Below are 20,689 nucleotides of genomic sequence, written 5' to 3'. Positions count from 1 at the left end.
ATTTTAAAATTATATTTCGAAAATTAATTTTCTGTTAACATTAATTTTAAAAATAGGCATCTAGACCTCTATATCCACTTTTCGTGTTAACTCTTCCTTCAAAAACTGGGCGGTGTAACTTCCGGGATGATCCAGCATCTTCTCCGGCGTACCGCTGTAAAGAATTTCTCCCCCCTTTTCTCCGCCTTCCGGTCCCAAGTCTATGATATGGTCGGCCACTTTGATCACATCCAGGTTATGTTCAATGATCAATACTGTATTACCTTTATCCACCAGCTTCTGTAACACTTCCAGCAAATGCCCAATATCCTGAAAATGCAATCCGGTAGTAGGCTCATCCAGTATATAAAACGTTTTGCCCGTGTCCTTTTTTGAAAGTTCCGTCGCCAGTTTTACCCGTTGTGCTTCCCCCCCGGATAAGGTGGTGGCATGTTGCCCAAGGGTAATGTAGTCCAGGCCTACCTCATGCAAGGTTTTGATCTTGCGGAGGATTTTTGGTTGATTTTCAAAAAATTCCACTGCCTGCTCCACGGTCATGTCCAATACATCCGCGATCGATTTTCCTTTAAACCTCACTTCCAGGGTTTCCCGGTTGTAGCGCTTTCCTTTGCAGGTTTCGCAGGGAATGTGCACATCCGGAAGAAAATCCATTTCTATCAATTTCATTCCTCCCCCTTCGCAATCCTCACAGCGACCGCCTTTGACATTAAAAGAAAACCGGCCGGGCTTGTATCCCCGAATCTTGGACTCTGGCAATTCGGTAAACAGTGCCCGGATATCCGTGAAAACACCGGTATAAGTGGCCGGATTGGACCGGGGAGTCCTTCCAATCGGCGATTGGTCCACTTCTATCACCTTGTCCAGATGCTCCAGCCCTTTGATCTCCTTGTACGCAAGGGGCTCTTTTCTGGAATTATAAAACTGCCGGTTGAGTAAGGGATACAGGGTTTCGTGGATAAGCGAACTCTTGCCGGAACCGGAAACTCCCGTTACACATACCATGGTGCCGAGTGGTAATTCCAGGTTTACCTGCTTCAGGTTATGTCCGCTGGCTCCTTTTAATTTTAATTTTTTTCCAGATCCCGCTCTTCTTTTATCCGGCACAGCAATGCGCAACGCGCCATTCAGGTATTGGGCCGTTAGACTACCTGCCCGTAGCAATTGTTCGGGAGTTCCGCTGGCCACAATATGGCCCCCATGCCTGCCTGCTCCCGGTCCGATGTCCACCACATGATCCGCCTCCATCATCATGTCCCGGTCGTGCTCTACCACAATTACAGAGTTTCCCAGATCACGAAGGTCTTTCAATGCCCGTGTTAGCTTCACATTGTCCCGTTGATGCAAACCAATACTGGGTTCGTCCAGAATATAAAGCACTCCAACTAACTGGGTTCCAATTTGGGTGGCCAGGCGTATACGTTGGGCCTCCCCTCCGGACAGGGTCCGCAAGGGTCTGTTGAGCGAGAGGTAATCCAGTCCTATGTCCAATAGGAATCCGATACGCTTACGAATCTCCTTCAATACTTCTGCGCCGATCAACTTTTGACGATCGGTCATCCGCTCTTCAATAGTTGCAAACCAATCCCCGAGGCTGCGAATATCCATCTGCGCCAGTTCGCCAATATGCCTTTCCGCTATTTTAAAGTGCAGGGCTTCTTTCTTTAGCCGGTACCCTTCGCAATCCGGACAGGTTCGGGTGGTCGTGAAATCGCTGATCCATTTCTGCAATTTGTCTGAGCCCCCCTCCTGCTGTTTTTGCAGAAAATTAAGAATTCCTTCAAAAGTTGTGTTCCATTTGGTCCCCGGATACTTAACGGAATCTACCGCTACCTCCATTTTATCCCCATACAATAAGGTCTCTATCACCTTTTCATCCAGTTTGGCTATGGGGGTGGCCAGACTTCCCTTGTAACGCTTGAGAATGGCTTCAATTTTTTTGAAAATCCAAATGTCCCGGTACTCGCCCAAGGGAGCTATTCCTCCCCGGCTGATACTCAAGGAAGGGTCTGGGATAATATTTTCCCTGGTAATTTCTTCAATTACTCCCAGACCATTGCAGGTGGGACAAGCCCCGTAGGGACTGTTAAATGAAAAAGAATTAGGTGCCGGTTCATCATAGCTAAGTCCTGTCTGGGGATCCATCAGGAACTTGGAAAAATGATGGATCTGCCCGCCTTCCTCAAGCAACATTACGATCCCCTTTCCATGTTGAAGGGCGGTTTTCAGGGATTGCGTAATCCGATAACGGTCCGCTTCATCTGCCAGAACCCGGTCTACCACCAATTCTATATCATGAATTTTGTACCGATCCACCTGCATTTTTGGCAACAAATCCTGAACTTCCCCGTCTATTCTGATTTTCGAATAGCCCATTTTTCGTACCTGCTCAAAAAGCTCCCTGTAGTGCCCTTTTCTTCCTTTAACCACCGGCGCAAGAATGGAGAGTTTCTTCCCGGAGAATGCCTGAAAAATCTGGGCAATGATCTGATCCTCTGTCTGTCGCACCATTTTCTCCCCAGACTTATACGAATATGCCTCCGCAGAGCGGGCATATAACAACCGCATAAAATCGTAAATCTCCGTGACCGTGCCCACGGTAGACCTGGGGTTTTTGGATGTGGTTTTCTGCTCGATCGAGATTACAGGAGATAACCCATTGATTTTATCCACATCCGGCCGCTCCATTCCTCCCAAAAATGACCGGGCATAGGCCGAAAAACTTTCCATGTAGCGCCGTTGCCCTTCGGCATAAATGGTGTCAAACGCCAGCGAACTTTTTCCACTTCCGCTCAAGCCGGTAATCACCACCAATTTATTTCTGGGTATGGTTAGGTCCAGGTTTTGCAGGTTGTGTTCCCGGGCGCCAAAAATCTCAATGTAATCCTGCGAAGGTGTTTTATCTGCTGACATACGAACGGCTTGCGCAATAATTGGTTTAATTAGACAAAATTAAGGAATCGGTTGATAAAGCCTTAACCCAAATCAAATAAACTGAAAAATGGCAGGAAGGTTCATTCAGCAGTTGCTTCCTATTGCTCCCTCATATCCTCCTCTGTTTGACCTGTAATGGTCGACTTGAGACCGCTCAGGACCAGGTTCCACCAATAATGAAAAATAAACTTATGCTGCTCTCTCTCAAAATAAACCGGTCCCTTACTCAAATTATCCGATTTATTGGGGTTTTGAGAAGGGATTACAAGCTTATTGGCCAGGAAGGCTCCAATTTTTCTTAACACATTTTGGTTATTCTGGTAATTTTTATCCAGAATCTCTATTTCCAGGTCTTCGTATTTGGGGATCACCTCTCCTGTACCCTCAGTATCATTAGCCGTAATATTGAAAAACAAATCATTCAGCCTACCGCTTTTAAGTGCTACCCGTGTCGCAGGCATGATCATATCATTCAGGGTCGGGAGGTCCATCTGTCCGATCTTGCCTTTTAGAAAAAACGTACCCTTATCGCTGCTGATTAAATGATTTGCCTGCAGGTCAATGAGCCCCTGGCCCATCAGCCGTCCTTTGGCACTCACTTGGAGCGTGTCATTTTTGGATAATGCTTCCGCCATATTCGTAAATCCGTTAATCTCACCACTCACCTGATCAAAATATATTTTACCAGCGGAAAGGGCTTTGGTATCTGGTCTTTCCTCGTAAGTTATCGTTATTTCTGCCAGAGAAATGGTCTGTAAACGCACTTGCCGGGGCAGCTCCTCCAATATTTCATGGATCATTTTGGGCCGTCTGCTGGTATCTTCCACCTTTCTTTTATCCCTAAAAACCTCCAGCTCCAGTCCATCCAGCCGCATAGTATCCACTGAAATCAGCCCCTCTCTGAAATAGGACTGAAAATCCATCCCGTCCAGTTGCAAGCGCGCATTGCTGAGTTCCATCCAGTTGGTTTCCTTCTCATACCGGTTGACGAACTCGTACTTGTCCAGTTTGTTTTTATAGGAAACCTGCTCCACGATCATCCTACGGTCGGTGGTGTTAAAGGATATATCCCTGGCCTGAATGACATTGATGGCATTATTTACGTGCAGCTGTGTTTCGGCTAAATATCCCTCGATGCTTTCTACTGAAAAAAGGGCATCGGGGTTTTCTTTGTCCTCCTTGCTTAGACTGAAGCCATCTGCAAAAACAAACAAATCCGTCATGGATAAGCGTGTCGAATCGGTTTGGCTATCCCGGTTTTCAAAAGACGCGCCATTTACCCGCAGGTGATTTAAACCAATAAGTCGATAGTCCTTTCCTTCCTTTGGATTCGTGGCTGTTTGTCCTTCCTGCATTTCTTCCAGATCCGGAGTTACCGTTTCCAATACCACCTTTTCGATGTAAGCCGAGTCCAACTGGATGCTGTTAAAAAACAAAAAATCAATCCATTGAAATCCGGTCAGGCTGGCCTCCTCAAAACTAAGATGGAACCGGATCTGATTATCGGCGTCGAGATCCTGTCCCGGTGAAATATCCACTGATTCCATCTTCAGGAACGTACCCCGGTAATCATAATCCAGGTGGATATTCCCAAACTGCACTTCATGACCAGCAAAATCGTTGGTCCTGGTAATCATATTGCTTACAATTCTCTCGGCATTTTGATTCAGGTAGCTGTTTACAAAAAGGGGCAGTAGCTTAAACAGGGCAAAAATTCCGCCTGCAATCACCAAAGAAATTATCAGGGTCTTCTTCATGAGGGATTATTTACCCTCAAGATAATCATAAAAATGCATCCAATAATTAAACAGGAAGTTTTATTACGTAAGTCCTACCCCTTCTCACGTTCAATTGCCGGTTGATGAGCCAGGGGTTGTAGGTTTTGACTTCCTTATAAGTGCTTTTCTGCTCTTTGGCCCATTCGGCCAAGTTGGAAATGCTTTCGGTCACCTCTATTTCCCTGAGGGGTGGTAGTTGGTAAAGATCGTCCTGTTGCAGTTCAAAGCCATACTTTCCGGGATTTTCGAAGATCTCTTTGAGTGCCAGGGCCCGGAAGAGGTACCTGCTGGTCTCTTCATTCAGGTACAAGTCGTAATAATCCGGACTCAATTGCTGGTTTTTTCTGCGGGTTATCCCGGCAATTCCCATGTTATAACTGGCCGCTACACTGGTCCAGTTGCCAAATTTCCCATACGAGTCGCGGAGGTATTTGCAGGCGGCCAGGGTGGCTTTCTCGAAGTGATACCTTTCGTCCACATCCCGGCTAACTTCCAAGCCAAAATCGCCAGCGGTTCCTCTCATAAATTGCCAAAAACCTTTGGCCCCTGCCGGCGAAGTCACGTTCATCAAGCCGGATTCTATCAATGCCACGTATTTAAAGTCTTCCGGAATGCCGTTTTCGTCCAGCGTCTGCTCAATGAAGGGGAAAAACTTCCCCGCCCGCTTCATCATCAGGACTGTATTGGATTCCCAATAGGAATTGACGTACAATTCCCTTTCGTAGCGTTCGTATACTTCCGGGTCTTCCATAGGTACTTTTTCCCCGGCAAACTCCGGGGAGGAGGGCAATTCGAAAATCCGCACTCGGGGCGACAGGCCAGGCTTGGCTTCCTGGATTTTCGCCTGGGAATCCAGAGCAGGTCCTACGGGCACTGTACCCGTAACCCGGTACCACAAATAACCGATAAAAAGAAACTGCAGGATCAGTAATAAATACACATACGGAAGGTGTTTGGTATTCACGGCTTAGAAATTTGGAGATAATAAATAGTTGCTGTAAAACTTGTCAATGACAGCCACGGCATCTTCGGCCGTATCTACCAGGGCAAAAAGGTCCAGGTCTTCTTCATTGACATTTCCATCTGCTGTTAGCATGGTATCCCTGATCCAGTCAATCAGGCCGCCCCAATAGGTTTTGCCTACCAACACAATGGGGAACCGGCCAATTTTCCGGGTCTGTATCAATGTCAAGGCTTCAAACAATTCGTCCAGGGTGCCAAAACCTCCGGGAAGGACGATAAATCCTTGAGAATATTTCGTAAACATCACCTTTCGAACAAAGAAATAATCGAAGGTGATTAGTTTATCCGGATCGATGTAAACATTGTTAAACTGTTCGAAGGGCAGTAGAATATTCAAGCCTACCGACTTGCCATTTTGGGAATGAGCTCCTTTATTACCTGCCTCCATAATGCCCGGGCCTCCGCCGGTAATAACGCCATACCCATGCTGTACCAATTTGGCGGCAATAGCTTCGGTCATGATGTAATAGGGATTATCTGATTGGGTTCGTGCTGAGCCAAATAGGGAGACACAGGGTCCTATTTTGGCCAATTTCTCAAAACCTTCTACAAACTCGCTGATCACCTTAAAAACCACCCAGGAATCAGCACTTTTAATCTCCGCCCAATCTTTTTCCTTGAATGCGTTGCGAATCTTGTCTTCCTCTATCAAATACACCTCAAAATTAATTTAAAAAAATCCGTTTTAATTCATTGCTATTTCACTTGAAGGTAATGGATTTAACAAAACCAACCTAATAACTCCCGAATTATTTAATTCACTTGAAAAATCATGCCTTTTATTGAAAAAAAGTAAGCATTTTTCGTTTTTTTTCTCTTAATTATAAAATGGTTTCCCTGGTCCAATCTTTTTACTGGCCATTTCTGGTGCTTATGCTCAGCGTGGCATTGGTAGCCCTTTTGATTTCCAGATGGCGGTTCCATCCCTTTATCGCACTGGTTTTAGCGGCGGTATTTGTTGGCTTGCTTAGCCCCGGAGTGGTGGTCGAGCAGGGCGTGATAGCGGCGCTCGAACTGCCCATGACCGAATTGGGGATCATGGCCGGGAAAATTGCCTGGGTGATTGCACTTGCGGCCATTATTGGTACGGCCATGATGGAAAGCGGTGCTGCCGCTCAAATCGTCACCTATTTATTAAAAACACTGGGAGAAAAACAAGCTGCCCTTGCCCTCCTGGTCGCAGCGTTTATTCTCTCCATTCCCGTATTTCTGGATACCGTTTTTTTCCTGCTAATCCCTTTGGGCATCACCCTGGCAGCAAAAACCGGCAAAGATTATGTCCTTTACGTGATTGCCATTGGAGGTGGTGCCGCCATCACCCATAGCATTGTCCCTCCTACTCCCGGCCCCTTGATTATGGCCGAAACATTGGGAATAGACCTGGGGCTGGTCATCAGTGCAGGATTGCTGCTGGGTATCCTACCGGCTATCTTAGTCATCCTGATCGGCAAAAAACTGAATCAAAAACTATCCATTCCCCTGCGGATCGCTCCCGAAAATACCGCTAAGGTTAGCAAAAAACTTTCCTTATCTGCCTCCCTACTGCCCATCCTATTGCCGATAGTTCTGATCGGATCCGCCTCCCTGGTTGAAGCCATTGCCGGAAAGGTACCCGAATGGCTCGGATTTCTTGGAAATAAAAACCTGGCCATGGGGGTTGGAACAGGGGTGGCTATCTACCTCTGGGCCAATGCGCGTGAATTGAAATCCAACGAACTTTGGCAGAAAATCGGAAAGCCGCTGGAAATTGGCGGTCTGATTATTTTGATTACCAGTGCCGGCGGTGCCTATGGTGCCATGATCGGGCGTAGTGGCATCGGGGAATCCATTCGCCTGGCAACCGAAAACTTCCACATTCACTACGTACCCCTGGCCTGGCTGATTGCAGCGGTCCTGAAAACCGCCCAAGGCTCTGGCACCGTGGCCATGATTTCCAGTGCAGCCATCATTTCTGCGCTTATTGGTAACGGTGCCACACTACCCTATCATCCGGTTTACCTGCTGATGGCTATGGGCTTTGGTTCGCTTTTTGTATCTTGGATGAACGACAGTGCCTTTTGGGTAGTGGCTCGCATGAGTGGGCTGACCGAAAAAGAAGCCTTGAAAACCTGGACCTTTTTGTTGGCCATTATTTCGTTGACAGGAATGGTACAGGTTTGGCTATTGTCCTGGTTAATACCTTTGATCTAACAAATAAACCCATCAATCTATGCATGTACTGATTATCGGTGGAGGAGGCTTTATAGGCAGCCGCCTGGCGGTTGAATACCGCCAACAACATTCATCTTCCGCTACTACCCTAACCTTATTTGACCGCCAATTTCCCGAGGCCTTAAAAAACGATCCGGGCCTGGAATTTGTTCCTGGCGATTTTGGCAACCCCTCCCACATAGATCCGCTTCTCGAAAAAAAGCCGGACCTGATCTTTCACCTCGCAGCGATTGTAAGCGGGGAAGCCGAAAAAAACTTCGACCTGGGCATGCAGGTCAATCTGAAGGGATCTTTGCACCTGCTGGAAAAATGCAGGGAACTGGGACATCAGCCGCGAGTGGTGTTTGCTAGTTCCTGTGGCATTTTTGGCGGGGAGGTGGATCAGGTTATCACAGAAAATACAGCCCCGAAACCGAGGAGTTCTTACGGAACTCAAAAAGCCATCGTGGATCTTCTGATGAATGATTATAGCCGACGGGGCTTTGTGGACGCACGATGCCTCCGACTACCCACCATCACGGTGCGTCCCGGCAAACCCAATGCCGCCACCTCCTCTTTTTTAAGTAGTATTATTCGTGAGCCGCTAAATGGTAAAAAAGCCAGCTATCCCGTCGATCCATCTTCGGAATTCTGGATCCTTTCTCCTAAACAGGTGGTGAACAACTTTATCCATGCGGCCGCTCTGGAGGCAACCCACATTGGGGACGATCGTACCATTAATTTGCCGGGGCTTACGGTCACCGTGCAGCACATGATCGATTGCCTGGAAAAGGTAGCTGGTTCGGATATAGCCCAACTCATTACCCACCAACCAGATGCCTTTCTGCAAAGCATTGTTTTGACCTGGCCTCCGCATTTTAACACCCAAAAAGCGGATACACTAGGCTTTACTGCAGACAAGGATGTAACAGAAATCATCCGAAATTACATACAGGAAGAAAACATAAAACTTTCAAGCGTATGAATAAAGATGTTAAAACCGCATTGATCACCGGTGCGGGTTCAGGAATCGGCAGGGCAGTGGCCCAGGCTTTGGCCAAAGACAATTGGCACCTGATCCTAACCGGCAGAAGGAAGGCACCTTTGGAAGAAACTGCCGAGCACTGCGAAGGCAATCAGCACCTGGTATTCCCGGCAGATATCACCGATCCGGCGGGGGTAAGACAACTTTTCTTCACGCTGGAAGAAAAATTTGGACGGCTGGACCTCTTATTTAACAATGCCGGGACAAATGCACCCGCAGTACCGCTGGAAGACCTGGCCTTTGCCGATTGGAAAACGGTAATCGACACCAATTTAACAGGTGCCTTTCTGTGTACCCAGGAGGCCTTTCGGCTAATGAAAAAGCAATCCCCGAAAGGAGGACGGATTATCAATAATGGTTCCATCTCAGCGCAGGTGCCCCGACCCTTATCAGTAGCCTATACCGCAAGCAAACATGCGGTCACGGGCTTGACGCGCTCCACAAACCTGGATGGCAGGGCACACGATATCGTTTGTGGGCAAATTGATATTGGAAATGCTAAAAGTGCCATGACCAAAAGGATGGAAGAAGGAATTCTGCAGTCCGACGGCACGAAAAAGGTCGAGCCCACCATGGACGTGGCAGAGGTGGGTCGGGCGGTCGTTTATATGGCCGGGCTACCCCTGAGTGCCAATATTCCATGGATTACCTTAATGGCCAACGGCATGCCCTTTATGGGCAGAGGCTAATAGCCCGATTTTCATCCTTCGGGGTAAAACCATTAGTAAACTACCATTCAATTACGTGATCATAGATGCCCCCTCAACCCCAATCCCATGTTTAGCCCATTTCAACCACATCATATCGTTTTTATTTTCTACCTGCTACTAATGGCTGGTTGTCAGGAACCACAGCCAAAAGATGTAGCAATCCCCGCTGAATTCAACCGGGTTAACTATAACCGGCCGGATGCTACCGCTTACCTGGGCGTTGGGCTTTGGGCCTGGCCCTTGCCCATGGACTACGACGGTGATGGAGACATGGACCTATTGGTGTCTTGTCCGGACAAACCCTTTAACGGACTTTATTTCTTCGAAAACACCAGTGGAGAGGATTTTCCTGTATTTGCCCCTCCCGTAAGGTTAGGCGATGCCATTCCTAAAGTACAGATTTCCCATACCGGGCTGGCTGATCCGAAGGTAACCATTCCCGGTGCCTTGCTTCGAGATTTCCGGACCGCACTGGATTCCCAGCCGGAAGCTTTGTTTCCAATAGAGGAGCTCACCAAAGACCTGGGAAAGAGCCCCCGTTTCAACCAATGGAAAATGGCCGATTACGAGGGGGATGGAGATTTGGATTTATTGGTAGGCATGGATGACTGGTCGGATTATGGCTGGGACAATGCCTTTGACAGCACGGGAAATTGGGTAAACGGACCCCTGCATGGATACGTGTACCTACTGGAAAACATAGAAGGGGAATACCATAATCGCGGGCGGCTTCAGGCCGGGGGAGCGGAAATCGACGTGTATGGAGCTCCTTCTCCCAACCTGGCCGATTTTGACGGGGATGGGGACCTGGATTTGATTTGCGGAGAATTTTTAGACCGGATGACTTACTTCGAAAACGTGGGTACCCGCGAAAAACCCGAATATGCAGCGGGTGTGTTTTTGGAAAACCAAGGTGGTACGATCAAGATGGATCTGGAAATGATCATTCCGGTGGCCATCGATTGGGACCAGGACGGCCATGTGGATCTGATCGTCGGAGACGAGGACGGTAGGGTAGCTTGGGTAAGGAATACAGGCAAACAGCACAATGGAATTCCTGAATTTTCCGCTCCCAGGTATTTCAGGCAAGCCGCCGATCATTTAAAATTTGGTGCGCTGGTCACTCCGGTAAGCGTGGATTGGGACAATGACGGAGATGAAGACCTGATTGCCGGAAATTCAGCCGGGTACATTGCCTTTATAGAAAACCTTAGCGGCGGCCCCAATCCAAGTTGGGCGGAACCCGAGTTATTGGAAGTCGACGGCGAAGCCATCCGTATACAGGCCGGAGAGAATGGCTCCATTCAAGGCCCGGCCGAAGCCAAATGGGGATACACCACGCTTTCTGTGGCCGACTGGAATGGAGATGGACATCAGGACATCGTTTATAACTCCATTTGGGGAAAGGTGGAATGGATCCAGAATACCGGAACAGCACTAAAGGCACCTCAACCTGTAAAGGTGGATTGGGGAAATCAGGCTCCGCCCTATCCAAGTTGGAACTGGTGGAAACCGGCAGCGGACGAGTTGGTCACCCAGTGGCGGACCACTCCCTACGCCATTGACTGGAATGAGGATGGGGTTATGGACCTGATCATGCTGGACCAGGAAGGTTATTTGGCCTACTATCAGGGCGACAGCAAAACGGGTGAAACCATCCTGCAGCCCGGAAAAAGAATTTTTTATGGAGAAAATGGAGCTACTTTTACTAATAAAAATGAAGTACAGGATACCGGAAACGGACTTTTGAGGTTAAATATCGCTGAGGCGGGAAGCAGCGGCAGAAGGAAAATCAGTTTCGTAGACTGGGACAATGATGGGGATCTGGACCTGCTGGTAAACAGCCTGAACGTATCCTTATTTGAGAACATCAGCCAAAGCCCGGACAAGGTGGTCTTCGAGCACAAAGGCACCTTTACGGATCAAATGCTGGCCGGACACACCACCAGTCCTACCTTTGTAGACTGGAATGGAGACGGAGTTTGGGAGGTGTTGGCGGGTGCCGAAGACGGGCATTTTTACCACCTGCCCCGGTAATCGAAACCGATAATCCGATCGTGGACGAATTACCCGTTTCTCTTAATGGAGGAGTTTTTTGTGCGATCCTGTTTTTTTGATTGTAATTTTGATGTGATTCGCATATCTCTATGCGTCCAAATCTTTTATTAAGGTGGTTATTACAGGCTCCACATCCAATTTAGTTCCCCTGGTGCTGCGAAAAAAAAGGGATTGGAAGGGATGCTTTGATGGTTTCCTTTTCTGAGAATTGCCGATTTGCATGGGGAAGTAAAAGCGTGAAGGTATCTCAGGTAGTTCGTACCGAACGCAGGTTAGCCGTTCGCTGGTCATTCATTCGCTAAGAACAGGCTGCGCGGATCACCATTTGCTTGTATTTTTTAACCGGCAAGTATTTTTCGTCGCAGAAATTTCCGGTTTCATCGCAGCCCCTTTCCAGTTGGTCATCTTCCCCAAAAAGGGCTGATTATTCAAGGTATGTTTGTAACAGAAATTATTTGTTACCTGTCTGTCAAACGGCAGACCTAAACATCAAAAACCATGAAAAATCTAATAAAAAGTACCGCAATAGCCGTTTTGTTTCTCGTATCGCTTACGAGCATGACTCCTGTACCCAGGCCTAACCTGGTGATTTCGGATGAGGGAAAAAATCTCTTCATTCAATTGAATTCCCAGTTACGGGGAACAACCATTTCAATCGCCGATAACTCGGAAAACATCCTGTTTTTCGCCGACGTGTACGACGGAACATACGCGAAAAAGTTTAACCTGGAGCAATTAGCCGATGGCACCTATTACTTTACCGTAGACAATCCTGAGGCAAGCCTGGTTTACACATTGAACCTGAATGATGGGAACGTAAAAATCCTGCAAAAGGAGCAGAATGCCACCCCTTCGGCCTTTAGAACAGATGGAAATAAGGTATTCTTTACGCTGGAAAAAAAGGATCTGAAAAAGGTGAATATAAAAATCATCAATAGTAGTAACGCCGAAGTGTTTTCTAAGTCTGAAACGGTCAATGGTAGCATTGACAAGGTTTTCAACTTTGAAAAGGCTGTCAAAGACAGCTACACCATTACGATTGAAGATGGACAAACCACCTATTTTCAACAGGTAGAAGTAGCTTCCTAATTCCCAGCCAGGCATCACCTGATTTGGTAAAAGAAACCGGTGAACCAATCGGTTTCTTTTTTTTGCCCGGGTAGTCCACCGACGGTGAGGGGCTTAAAAAGGGTTCAAATACTATTGCTTATATTTATAAAAACAACGGATAGAATGAGACCCGCTTTTACTTTGATTCAAAAATACCAGTCCACCATTCTACATGTGCTGACCTGGTCTATTTTTTTCTTGCTGCCCATCATTTTGGATCAGGGTTATGGCGGCAGGGGGCCCAGACCGGCCCATGAGACTGATTTTCTTTATTTGAATACCCTTACCAATTTCTTTTGGGTCATCCTGTTCTATTTAAACACAAGACTGCTGATCCCAACCCTCCTGTATAAGCAAAAATTTGCGGGGTACCTGCTGACCCAACTGCTGTTGTTTGGCATCATTCTTTTTTTCCACCGGATGCTGTTCAGTCTGCTTTTGGCAGATTTATCTTTTTCTTTTTACCGGTCTGCGCTCTACAATGGCATTCCGTTTCTATTTATTCTGATGGCGGCGATTGCCTTTAAATCCGTGTCTGACAAGATTAAATCCGACCTGGTGGCCAGCGAAAAACAACGGGAAAACCTGAAGACCGAACTGGCCTTTCTTCGTTCTCAAATCAATCCTCATTTCTTTTTAAATGTACTTAACAACACGATAGCACTGGCGCGTATGAAAAGCGAGGCCCTGGAACCAACATTACTAAAACTTTCTTCACTGGTAAAGTACATGTTTTACGAAACGGACGAGGAAAAAGTACTCCTGAAAAGTGAGCTCGAATACCTGAAGGGCTACATTGACCTTCAGAAACAACGCATTGGGGACCGGTTAAGCCTGATCATCGATTTGAACCCCCGTGAGGACTGGCATGCCATTGAACCCATGCTGCTGATACCGTTTGTGGAGAATGCTTTTAAACACGGTACCGGGCTGATCCCCGATCCTGCCATTCACATTTCCCTAACCACAAGCGGTAACGACCTGCTATTTTCCGTGAAAAACAAATACACGCTGGCAGAAGATACCCGGGACGGTGGCTCCGGAATTGACCTTGCCAATGTGAAAAGAAGGCTGGAATTGCTTTACGGTGACAAGCAAAAGCTTAGTATCCATAAATCCGATGGCTGGTACACCGTTACCTTACAACTAACGCTAACGCCATGATAAATTGCATTGCAATAGATGATGAACCCCTGGCCCTTGCCTTACTTAAAGATAATATAAGTAAGGTGCCGTTTTTAAAGCTGGTAGCTGCTTGTAGCGATGCTTTTGAGGCGATGGAAGCCTTGCGCAAAAACCCCGTGGACCTGGTATTTTCCGACATTCAAATGCCCGGCCTTTCGGGATTTCAGTTTGTTTCCAGCCTTCAGCAGAAACCCATGGTGATTTTCATTACCGCCTATAACCAATATGCCGTAGACAGTTTTGACCTGGATGTAGTGGACTACCTGGTAAAGCCCGTATCCCTTGAGCGGTTTATCAAAGCCTGCCACCGGGCCCGGGAACGCCATGAATGGAAGGCGGCAAAACCCGTAGCAGCCGATAAAAATGCTCCGGACCATTTTTTTGCGAATGTGGATTACAGTCAACTAAAAATAAGATTTGATGATATCCTGTGGATGAAAGGCTATGGAGACTATATCAAATTTCATTTAAAAGGCCAGGAGCAGCCGCTGCTGGTACGCATGCGTTTTAAGGAACTGGAGTCGATTTTACCTCCGAATAAATTTCTCCGTATCCATAAATCCTATGCGGTAGCCTTGGCTGAAATTACCGCCATCCGCAAAAACAGTCTTTTTTTGGGAGATCAGGAGTTTTCTATTGGAGAGGCATACCGGGAGGCGGTGGAAAAGTGGATGCGGAGCGGTGGTTAGCGGGGCATGCTGGAACCCCCCAAAGAAAACACCCTCTTTTGAGGTAGGATCTACTGACAACTACAGGTAAAAAAGTACCATTGATTGGCCTGATTCACCTAACTGACAGTAGATTGCCAAAAATCAGAGCCAAGCAAACGGATGTCGTTACCTTGCCCCTCTTTGTGTGTTTTTTTAATTAATTTTATAGTGAAAATTAATTAAATTTCAGTTTAAGTATATTATGTTCGAATTCGACCCTAAAAAAAGCGCGTCCAATAAAATCAAACATGGAATTGATTTGAAACAAACTAAAATTTTTGGGAAGATCCAAATGGAATATTTATTGAAGCTCGGGCAACAGATGAAAAACGCTTTTTACTTATTACCCGATTAGACAAAAGTGTCTGGTCAGCCGTATATACTCATAGAAATGAATTTGTAAGGATTATATCGGTCAGAAAATCAAGAGGAAATGAAAAAGAAATCTATTATAGCTATTGAATTTGATGAAAAGTTTGAACGACAGGAAAATTTAGTTCCTTACCTTCAAATAGATAAACGATCCAAACCTGGTTTAAAAGCCCGGAGGGTAAGTGTTGACTTTCCCGAATGGATGGTTCAGGAACTGGATCGTGCTGCCCAAAAATTAGGTGTTTCCCGGCAAAGTTTGATTAAAGTTTTTATTTCTGATAAATTAAAGGAAACTCATTAAAGGTTTAATAGAAACCCGCATGGTTTTATCACCGAAACAACCTATGCCACCGCCAGGTAAGTTTTACCATATCTTCAGCTATGGTGTAAGCTATCCGATAGAAGTAATAGCTCAGTTTTTTAAGAAAATATTAAATTCCGACCCTTCGCCCGGCCTGCTTTTAAAAGTGATCCTTCCCCCTTCATTTTCAATGATCTTTTTGACAAAATACAACCCTATGCCGGTCCCTTCCACATCTTTGACAAGTCGCGTATAGGGAGTGAAAATAAGCTTTTGTTTCGCTTCATCCATGCCCCTGCCATTATCAATAACGGAGATATGGGTGAATCCTTCGGCTTTTTCAATTTTTAAATGAATGATGGGAGGTGTATTCGGAATGCGATATTTTATGGCATTGCTTAAAAGATTATACAAAATGCTCCGAAGGTTTTTTCTGGAAAATTTAATTTTTGGTACCTGGATATCTACATGAATGATGGCTTTGCTTTCATGGATAGCGTCCCGGATAACCAATTTAACCTGATTGATAAGGCTTTCAATTTTAACCAGTTCCACTTCTTCCTTAAAATTACTTTCAATCTTAATGATTTCGGAGAGTTCGTTGATCACATGCCGCATCGAAGCGATGGATTCCAAAAGTAAGGAGTTGGTTAATTTATGGTCCTCCAGGGCTTCCTCGTTCCATTCCGTAGACGGCCCCGTATTTTTGATCAAGTTGTTTACAAGGCCTTCAATATTGGAAAGGGGGCCTTTCAGATCATGAGAGACCGAATAAATAAACGTTTCATGGGTAGCGATAAGGCGTTCCAGGTCTTTTAATACCTTGATCCGATCCGTAATGTCCACGAAGGTAATGATAACCCCATTGGACTTATTTGTTTTATCAACCAGGTAAGGTATAATATTCATCTGGTACCAATTGAAGTCAGATGTTTGAATCTCCTTCTCATAGATTTCGCCGGAGTCAATGACCATGGTCACATTTTCAACAATGGTGGAGTAGCGGATATTGTCATTTAAATCATTCAGGGATTTTCCGAGATCCTCCTGGGAAAAATTAAACTGTTTCATGGCGGGCGGTGTAAATTTTCGCAGCCTCAGATCCGCATCCACAAAGAGTTGAGGGATGATGGTATTCCTGAAGTAATTTTCCAGTTCATCGTTTAATTTAATCAGCTCATTAATTTTTTTCGTGGACATGCTTATTCTTTCGTTCGTAATTACTGGTAGGTGCTTGTAAAAAGTTGAGTGTCTACTTAAAATCCCAAATTGTTACCCTTGAGAACCAATCGGCCCCTATCCGCAGGTGATATTCACTGTTTTGGACAAGGTAGCAGCAATTTTTGGTTTGTTAGCCCTGAAAAGGGCAATGTCTATGCCATGGAGTTCTTTAAGAATAGAAATAAACCCTACGAAAAATAATTTTGAACCTTCAAACAACACAATAAACCTTCAGGTGAATATGCCCACCGAATAAATTTAAATCCATCTACCAATCCTACGCGGTAGCTCTTTCCGGAATTACTGTCGTCCGCAAAAACAGGTTATTTTTTTTTTGGGGGGGGGGGATTAGGAATTTTCTATCGGAGAGGCATACCGGGAAGCGGTGGAGAAATGGGTGCGTAGCAGGAATTGAAAAATAACGGTACCTTTTCGGTTAAAAACAGATTCGGGGCTTTACCGCCTATCTCTATCGCATAAAAATACTTTTACAGAACACCTAATCCAATCGGTTTAGTAGTCGCTCCCGCTTGATTTTGCCCATTGTTAGCACATTATTTTTTCTCTATTCAGTTTAATTTGCTGCTTCTTTCGACTCATAGAGCCTAAAGCTCTCCATGAATTCATTTATCTTTGATTTTTCCGGGATTCGGCGCAATGCGGCAAAAGCAACCGTATAAATCCGTAAATCCTTTTTTGCCAAACGGATGGATACCATAGCGTTTGCACCTCTAGTAGCAGGATATAGCTTATAACTCACGCATTTTTCAAAACCCGGGAGTTGTTCAACCGACCTTTCATTAACAGAAAAATTTCCGAAAGTTGCCGCCAGGGTCTTGACCGACTGATCGAACATAGCTTCTACTTCCCATGAGTCTACTATCGCTTGCGGCAAGTCAGCATAACTGATTATATAATGATGTTCGTCCCCAAAAGAGGTATTAAAAGTCACTGTTTCAATGGTCTCCGCACCCCAAATAGTTTTTTGAACTCTAACACTCGGTTCCCTGGGGAATTTTGCAAGAAACCTTCCATCAGACGAGCCAAACAATCCTGATTTAGTCTGTATTATATCGGGCTTTTCATCTGAGCAGGATAGGAGAAGTAAGGAAATCAGCAATAAGCATATATTGCTTTTCTTTAGTTGATTGCGCATACACTTCATTTTTTACTGTAGCTAATTCACCGGATGTACCTGGTAGTAACGTATCCATTAGCCGCTTGAGCAAAGAGTCAGTTATCATTTGTCACCGGTCTGAAACGTCCGAACGGCTGACCAACTACTCCAATTCAGGTTTTGATCGCGGTAACGAACCCGCCAATAATACGTAGTATTCGGAGCTAGCCGCTCCGTTTTTTCATCCGTTAAATCATCGTCCTTTTGCCGATTTTCTTTGTAATACCAGTTCTGGTATTGTTGCCAGCTCTCAAATTCCAATGTTTCAAAACCCATGGATGTTGACACTTGCCAATGTGAGGCTGCATGAAAGGTACCCGAATAATCGCTACTGAATTGCCCGGCTTTCAACACGGTCCCCCTGATAGAAACCCCTGATCCCGTTGGCGAGATGGCTTCGGGGGTATTCGGTTTGCGTTCTTTTCTCCATACGGTAATGCTATCTCTCAATTCGTTCTCCCGGTGCTCCATGGTATTGCCACGGCTGATTCGTTTTATGGTGAATTTTGGGTCTTTTCTGTCGCCGTCTATCGACACCATGACAAATCCGTACTCATCTTGCGTAACGGTAAACTCATCGTAATCCCTGCCTTCAAATTCACCCCAGTTATCGATGGCGCCTCCTGCTGAGGCCACATTGATCCAAAGGTGTTTGTGGTCCCTGGATTGCCCCCTGGAATATCCGTGCGTATGGCCAAAAAAGTGAATGCTGGGCTTTCCCGTTTTGGTTGAAAATTGTTCCAATTCTTTAACGATCCGCCCGGTAAAGTCTTCTTCGCCCGGAATCCAAAGTTCAGACTTAAACGGATGATGCAATTGCGCAAAAACGAAATCGATTTTATCATCTTTTTCTGTCTCAGCTAATAGTTGTTTTAGCCAATCCAATTGTTCCCGCAAATCCCTATACCCATCGTTTGAGTCCAAACCAATTACCCGGGTGTTGCCGTAATCTTTGTACCACCAATGTTCTGCATAGGCAGGCGTCCCATTCTCAGGCAAACTAAAATACTTAAAGTAGTAGACGGAATTGCGCTCATGGTTTCCGGGTACAGGATATACCGGCACTTGCGCGAATAGTTTCTCTGCCGGGTTAAAAAAGTGGTCTTTCCACTGAAAAAATGTAGCGCCATTTTCTACCAGATCTCCCGGTATCAGCACCATGGCCAGGTTATCAGGCAGGGATCCGCCAAACTCTTTTTCAAGGTAGCCGATAACCCCTTCGTTCAGCACTTCGCTAAATTTGTCGGGTTGATTGTGGTCATACTGCATGTCGCTCATGGCAACCAGCTTAAAATCCTTTCCGTCACTAGAAAAGGGAGGCGTTTTGAATTGAAAAATATCAGAACGAGCATTTCCGGTTCGCACCCGGTAATAGTATTCGGTAAACCGTTCCAACCCGGTAATTTTGACAGTATGAACCCGTACCTCGTCATAATTGATCGCTTCAGAAGTACCGGTAGCTTTTTCGCTGAGATTGGGACTGGTACCCCATTCCACGATACTTTCTTCTCCCTCGGATGTTTGCCACATGACTATCGCGGAATTTGGCTCTACATCCTGCAGGTAGGGTTTGATCTCCAGTACCTGTGCCGGGGATTGAAGGCAGATACTCGCCAACAATGCGAATAAAATTAATTTGAAGGCCATTTTCAATTTGCTCGTTACGTATTGGTTTGGTTACAAAACAGCGCGCCAAAAAAATTCCAACCAGGAATTTATTATGCACAAGGCAAGGTACTATTTTCGGAATAAAAAAAAGTAAACCACCCTTGAAATTGGCGGATAATTCTACCGGGACCTGCTTTCCCATTGGCTTCATGTTAAGTCAGATAGCATCCCTTTCTCCTATTCGTAATGCGGGTCCGCATACGGTTGGTCTGGGGTTGCGAAATGCAACAGTTAAATAGGGTAAAATAATGCTTGATGGATAGACAAGCCTGACCTCTGTTTTCGATAAAAAATCAAGGAAACCTGGGTTAAAAGCCCGTCGGGTGAGTGTTGATTTCCCTGAATGGATGGTTCAGAAACTGGATCGTGCTGCCCAAAAATTAGGTATTAGCCGACAAAGCCTGATCAAAGTTTTCATTTCTGACAAATTAAAAGAAGCCCATTGAATTACTTTTCTCGGAACATCTGAGTATTCGCTATTACTTTCTCAAAGCCCGGGTTTTTGATTTGCTTCTCCATAACTATGGCATCCGCACGGTTTTTGCCTGATTCTACGTAATGCTGATTCATGCATAAATAAAAAAAACCTGCCATTGGCAGGTTTTTGCTCCTCCTCTTGGGCTCGAACCAAGGACCCTCTGATTAACAGTCAGATGCTCTAACCAACTGAGCTAAGGAGGAATAATCGTCTTTTAAGGGCATTTCCTTAATTGAGATGCAAACATAACAGGTTACATATTTTTTTCCAAATAAGGCCGCCTGGATTTTTCATAAATTTTATTTACTGTAAATCTATAGGTTCAATACCAGCAACTTAAAGTTTACGCTGGCAAACGCTGGCCTGGGCTTTAACCTTCTTGAAACAGCTGGCCATTGCTTTTATGGGATTTTTTAAATACAAGCCTTTTTTTTACCTGAAAAAAGTATAAATTTGCCAATCCATTGAGGGAAGGAATGTCTAAGACAGCACTTCTTCTTCAATCTTGGAGAAATTTCATTTCAAATCTCGGGTTGTAGCGCAGTCCGGTAGCGTATCCTGACTGAGGTCAGGAGGGTCGTGGGTTCAAATCCCGGTTTGAAATTGAAATAATGAATAATAATTAATAGATCTCGGGGTGTAGCGCAGTCCGGTAGCGTACTTGCATGGGGTGCAAGGGGTCGTGGGTTCAAATCCCGCCACCCCGACGAGTGTTGAGCCAGGCTGGATTCC

Annotated in this window: 17 protein-coding genes and 2 tRNA genes; 11 read left to right on the top strand and 8 right to left on the bottom strand. The window is 45.6% G+C overall.

Annotation, left to right across the window (positions count from 1 at the left end; genetic code table 11):
- Window positions 1–60: 60 nt before the first annotated feature.
- The 4 genes from uvrA to GJS45_RS09300 all read right to left on the bottom strand — a co-directional run bounded on the left by uvrA (window position 61) and on the right by GJS45_RS09300 (window position 6,390).
- Window positions 61–2,910: an excinuclease ABC subunit UvrA gene (gene uvrA, locus GJS45_RS09315; protein WP_162341239.1), complete on the bottom strand. Its 2,850-nt coding sequence runs from the start codon at window positions 2,908–2,910 to the stop codon at window positions 61–63.
- A gap of 119 nt (window positions 2,911–3,029) precedes the next feature.
- Window positions 3,030–4,688 carry a DUF748 domain-containing protein gene (locus GJS45_RS09310; protein ID WP_162341237.1) on the bottom strand — a complete coding sequence of 553 codons (1,659 nt, stop codon included), beginning with the start codon at window positions 4,686–4,688 and terminating at the stop codon, window positions 3,030–3,032.
- 46 nt (window positions 4,689–4,734) lie between these two features.
- Window positions 4,735–5,673 carry a lytic transglycosylase domain-containing protein gene (locus GJS45_RS09305; protein WP_235954695.1) on the bottom strand — a complete coding sequence of 313 codons (939 nt, stop codon included), beginning with the start codon at window positions 5,671–5,673 and terminating at the stop codon, window positions 4,735–4,737.
- 3 nt (window positions 5,674–5,676) lie between these two features.
- Window positions 5,677–6,390 carry an LOG family protein gene (locus GJS45_RS09300; protein ID WP_235954694.1) on the bottom strand — a complete coding sequence of 238 codons (714 nt, stop codon included), beginning with the start codon at window positions 6,388–6,390 and terminating at the stop codon, window positions 5,677–5,679.
- 170 nt (window positions 6,391–6,560) lie between these two features.
- Here GJS45_RS09300 and GJS45_RS09295 point away from each other — a divergent pair, with 170 nt between their 5' ends.
- The 9 genes from GJS45_RS09295 to brnA (GJS45_RS09255) all read left to right on the top strand — a co-directional run bounded on the left by GJS45_RS09295 (window position 6,561) and on the right by brnA (GJS45_RS09255) (window position 15,413).
- On the top strand, window positions 6,561–7,922 hold the full coding sequence (locus tag GJS45_RS09295; protein WP_162341235.1) for a GntP family permease: 1,362 nt from the start codon (window positions 6,561–6,563) through the stop codon (window positions 7,920–7,922).
- Between the two features lie 19 nt (window positions 7,923–7,941).
- Window positions 7,942–8,907 carry a D-erythronate dehydrogenase gene (gene denD, locus GJS45_RS09290; protein ID WP_162341233.1) on the top strand — a complete coding sequence of 322 codons (966 nt, stop codon included), beginning with the start codon at window positions 7,942–7,944 and terminating at the stop codon, window positions 8,905–8,907.
- The gene (locus GJS45_RS09285; RefSeq protein ID WP_162341231.1) at window positions 8,904–9,656 is read left to right on the top strand and encodes an SDR family oxidoreductase; all 753 of its coding nucleotides are present in this window, start codon (window positions 8,904–8,906) and stop codon (window positions 9,654–9,656) included. Before denD ends, GJS45_RS09285 begins: the two co-directional genes overlap by 4 nt.
- Window positions 9,657–9,743: 87 nt before the next feature.
- Window positions 9,744–11,714: an FG-GAP repeat domain-containing protein gene (locus GJS45_RS09280; RefSeq protein ID WP_162341229.1), complete on the top strand. Its 1,971-nt coding sequence runs from the start codon at window positions 9,744–9,746 to the stop codon at window positions 11,712–11,714.
- A gap of 519 nt (window positions 11,715–12,233) precedes the next feature.
- Window positions 12,234–12,824, top strand: coding sequence for a hypothetical protein (locus tag GJS45_RS09275; RefSeq protein ID WP_162341227.1), 591 nt, complete (start codon window positions 12,234–12,236; stop codon window positions 12,822–12,824).
- Between the two features lie 144 nt (window positions 12,825–12,968).
- Window positions 12,969–14,009 (top strand): sensor histidine kinase, encoded by a 1,041-nt coding sequence (locus tag GJS45_RS09270; RefSeq protein WP_162341225.1) that lies wholly within the window; start codon window positions 12,969–12,971, stop codon window positions 14,007–14,009.
- Window positions 14,006–14,719, top strand: a complete 714-nt coding sequence (locus tag GJS45_RS09265; RefSeq protein WP_162341223.1) for a LytR/AlgR family response regulator transcription factor — start codon at window positions 14,006–14,008, stop codon at window positions 14,717–14,719. The genes GJS45_RS09270 and GJS45_RS09265 overlap by 4 nt, the downstream gene beginning before the upstream one ends.
- A gap of 318 nt (window positions 14,720–15,037) precedes the next feature.
- Window positions 15,038–15,202, top strand: coding sequence for a BrnT family toxin (locus GJS45_RS24090; RefSeq protein WP_202928070.1), 165 nt, complete (start codon window positions 15,038–15,040; stop codon window positions 15,200–15,202).
- Window positions 15,174–15,413: a type II toxin-antitoxin system BrnA family antitoxin gene (gene brnA / locus GJS45_RS09255; protein ID WP_162341221.1), complete on the top strand. Its 240-nt coding sequence runs from the start codon at window positions 15,174–15,176 to the stop codon at window positions 15,411–15,413. The genes GJS45_RS24090 and brnA (GJS45_RS09255) overlap by 29 nt, the downstream gene beginning before the upstream one ends.
- 111 nt (window positions 15,414–15,524) lie before the next feature.
- Here brnA (GJS45_RS09255) and GJS45_RS09250 read toward each other — a convergent pair whose 3' ends face one another.
- From GJS45_RS09250 to GJS45_RS09240, 3 genes are all read right to left on the bottom strand, one after another.
- Entirely contained in the window at window positions 15,525–16,613 is a 1,089-nt protein-coding gene (locus GJS45_RS09250) for a sensor histidine kinase (protein ID WP_162341219.1), read from the bottom strand.
- A gap of 595 nt (window positions 16,614–17,208) precedes the next feature.
- A complete protein-coding gene (locus GJS45_RS09245) occupies window positions 17,209–17,790 on the bottom strand; it encodes a hypothetical protein (RefSeq protein ID WP_162341217.1) in 582 nt (193 codons plus the stop codon).
- A gap of 84 nt (window positions 17,791–17,874) precedes the next feature.
- Window positions 17,875–19,458 (bottom strand): fibronectin type III domain-containing protein, encoded by a 1,584-nt coding sequence (locus GJS45_RS09240; RefSeq protein ID WP_162341215.1) that lies wholly within the window; start codon window positions 19,456–19,458, stop codon window positions 17,875–17,877.
- A gap of 290 nt (window positions 19,459–19,748) precedes the next feature.
- Between GJS45_RS09240 and brnA (GJS45_RS24085) the strand changes: the two genes are divergently transcribed.
- A complete protein-coding gene (brnA, locus tag GJS45_RS24085; protein WP_394366585.1) occupies window positions 19,749–19,925 on the top strand; it encodes a type II toxin-antitoxin system BrnA family antitoxin in 177 nt (58 codons plus the stop codon).
- A gap of 161 nt (window positions 19,926–20,086) precedes the next feature.
- Here brnA (GJS45_RS24085) and GJS45_RS09235 read toward each other — a convergent pair.
- Window positions 20,087–20,160: transfer RNA gene (locus GJS45_RS09235), tRNA-Asn, on the bottom strand.
- Window positions 20,161–20,590: 430 nt separating this feature from the next.
- Between GJS45_RS09235 and GJS45_RS09230 the strand changes: the two genes are divergently transcribed.
- Window positions 20,591–20,664: transfer RNA gene (locus tag GJS45_RS09230), tRNA-Pro, on the top strand.
- Window positions 20,665–20,689 lie beyond the last annotated feature (25 nt).

Source organism: Cyclobacterium salsum (assembly GCF_010119245.1).
In the GTDB taxonomy this organism is placed as follows: Bacteria; Bacteroidota; Bacteroidia; order Cytophagales; family Cyclobacteriaceae; genus Cyclobacterium; species Cyclobacterium salsum.
Note: the sequence above shows the minus strand (reverse complement) of the source record. Positions and strands in the feature narration are given on the sequence as shown.

Excerpts from the sequence above, each read along its gene's own strand:
- GJS45_RS09245 (WP_162341217.1), bottom strand. The coding sequence starts at position 17,790 with ATGCGCAATCAACTAAAGAAAAGCAATATATGCTTATTGCTGATTTCC.
- GJS45_RS09285 (WP_162341231.1), top strand. The coding sequence starts at position 8,904 with ATGAATAAAGATGTTAAAACCGCATTGATCACCGGTGCGGGTTCAGGA.
- GJS45_RS09310 (WP_162341237.1), bottom strand. The coding sequence starts at position 4,688 with ATGAAGAAGACCCTGATAATTTCTTTGGTGATTGCAGGCGGAATTTTT.
- GJS45_RS09270 (WP_162341225.1), top strand. The coding sequence starts at position 12,969 with ATGAGACCCGCTTTTACTTTGATTCAAAAATACCAGTCCACCATTCTA.
- GJS45_RS09265 (WP_162341223.1), top strand. The coding sequence starts at position 14,006 with ATGATAAATTGCATTGCAATAGATGATGAACCCCTGGCCCTTGCCTTA.
- brnA (WP_162341221.1), top strand. The coding sequence starts at position 15,174 with ATGAAAAAGAAATCTATTATAGCTATTGAATTTGATGAAAAGTTTGAA.
- GJS45_RS09240 (WP_162341215.1), bottom strand. The coding sequence starts at position 19,458 with ATGGCCTTCAAATTAATTTTATTCGCATTGTTGGCGAGTATCTGCCTT.
- uvrA (WP_162341239.1), bottom strand. The coding sequence starts at position 2,910 with ATGTCAGCAGATAAAACACCTTCGCAGGATTACATTGAGATTTTTGGC.
- GJS45_RS09275 (WP_162341227.1), top strand. The coding sequence starts at position 12,234 with ATGAAAAATCTAATAAAAAGTACCGCAATAGCCGTTTTGTTTCTCGTA.
- GJS45_RS09295 (WP_162341235.1), top strand. The coding sequence starts at position 6,561 with ATGGTTTCCCTGGTCCAATCTTTTTACTGGCCATTTCTGGTGCTTATG.
- denD (WP_162341233.1), top strand. The coding sequence starts at position 7,942 with ATGCATGTACTGATTATCGGTGGAGGAGGCTTTATAGGCAGCCGCCTG.
- GJS45_RS09250 (WP_162341219.1), bottom strand. The coding sequence starts at position 16,613 with ATGTCCACGAAAAAAATTAATGAGCTGATTAAATTAAACGATGAACTG.
- GJS45_RS09280 (WP_162341229.1), top strand. The coding sequence starts at position 9,744 with ATGTTTAGCCCATTTCAACCACATCATATCGTTTTTATTTTCTACCTG.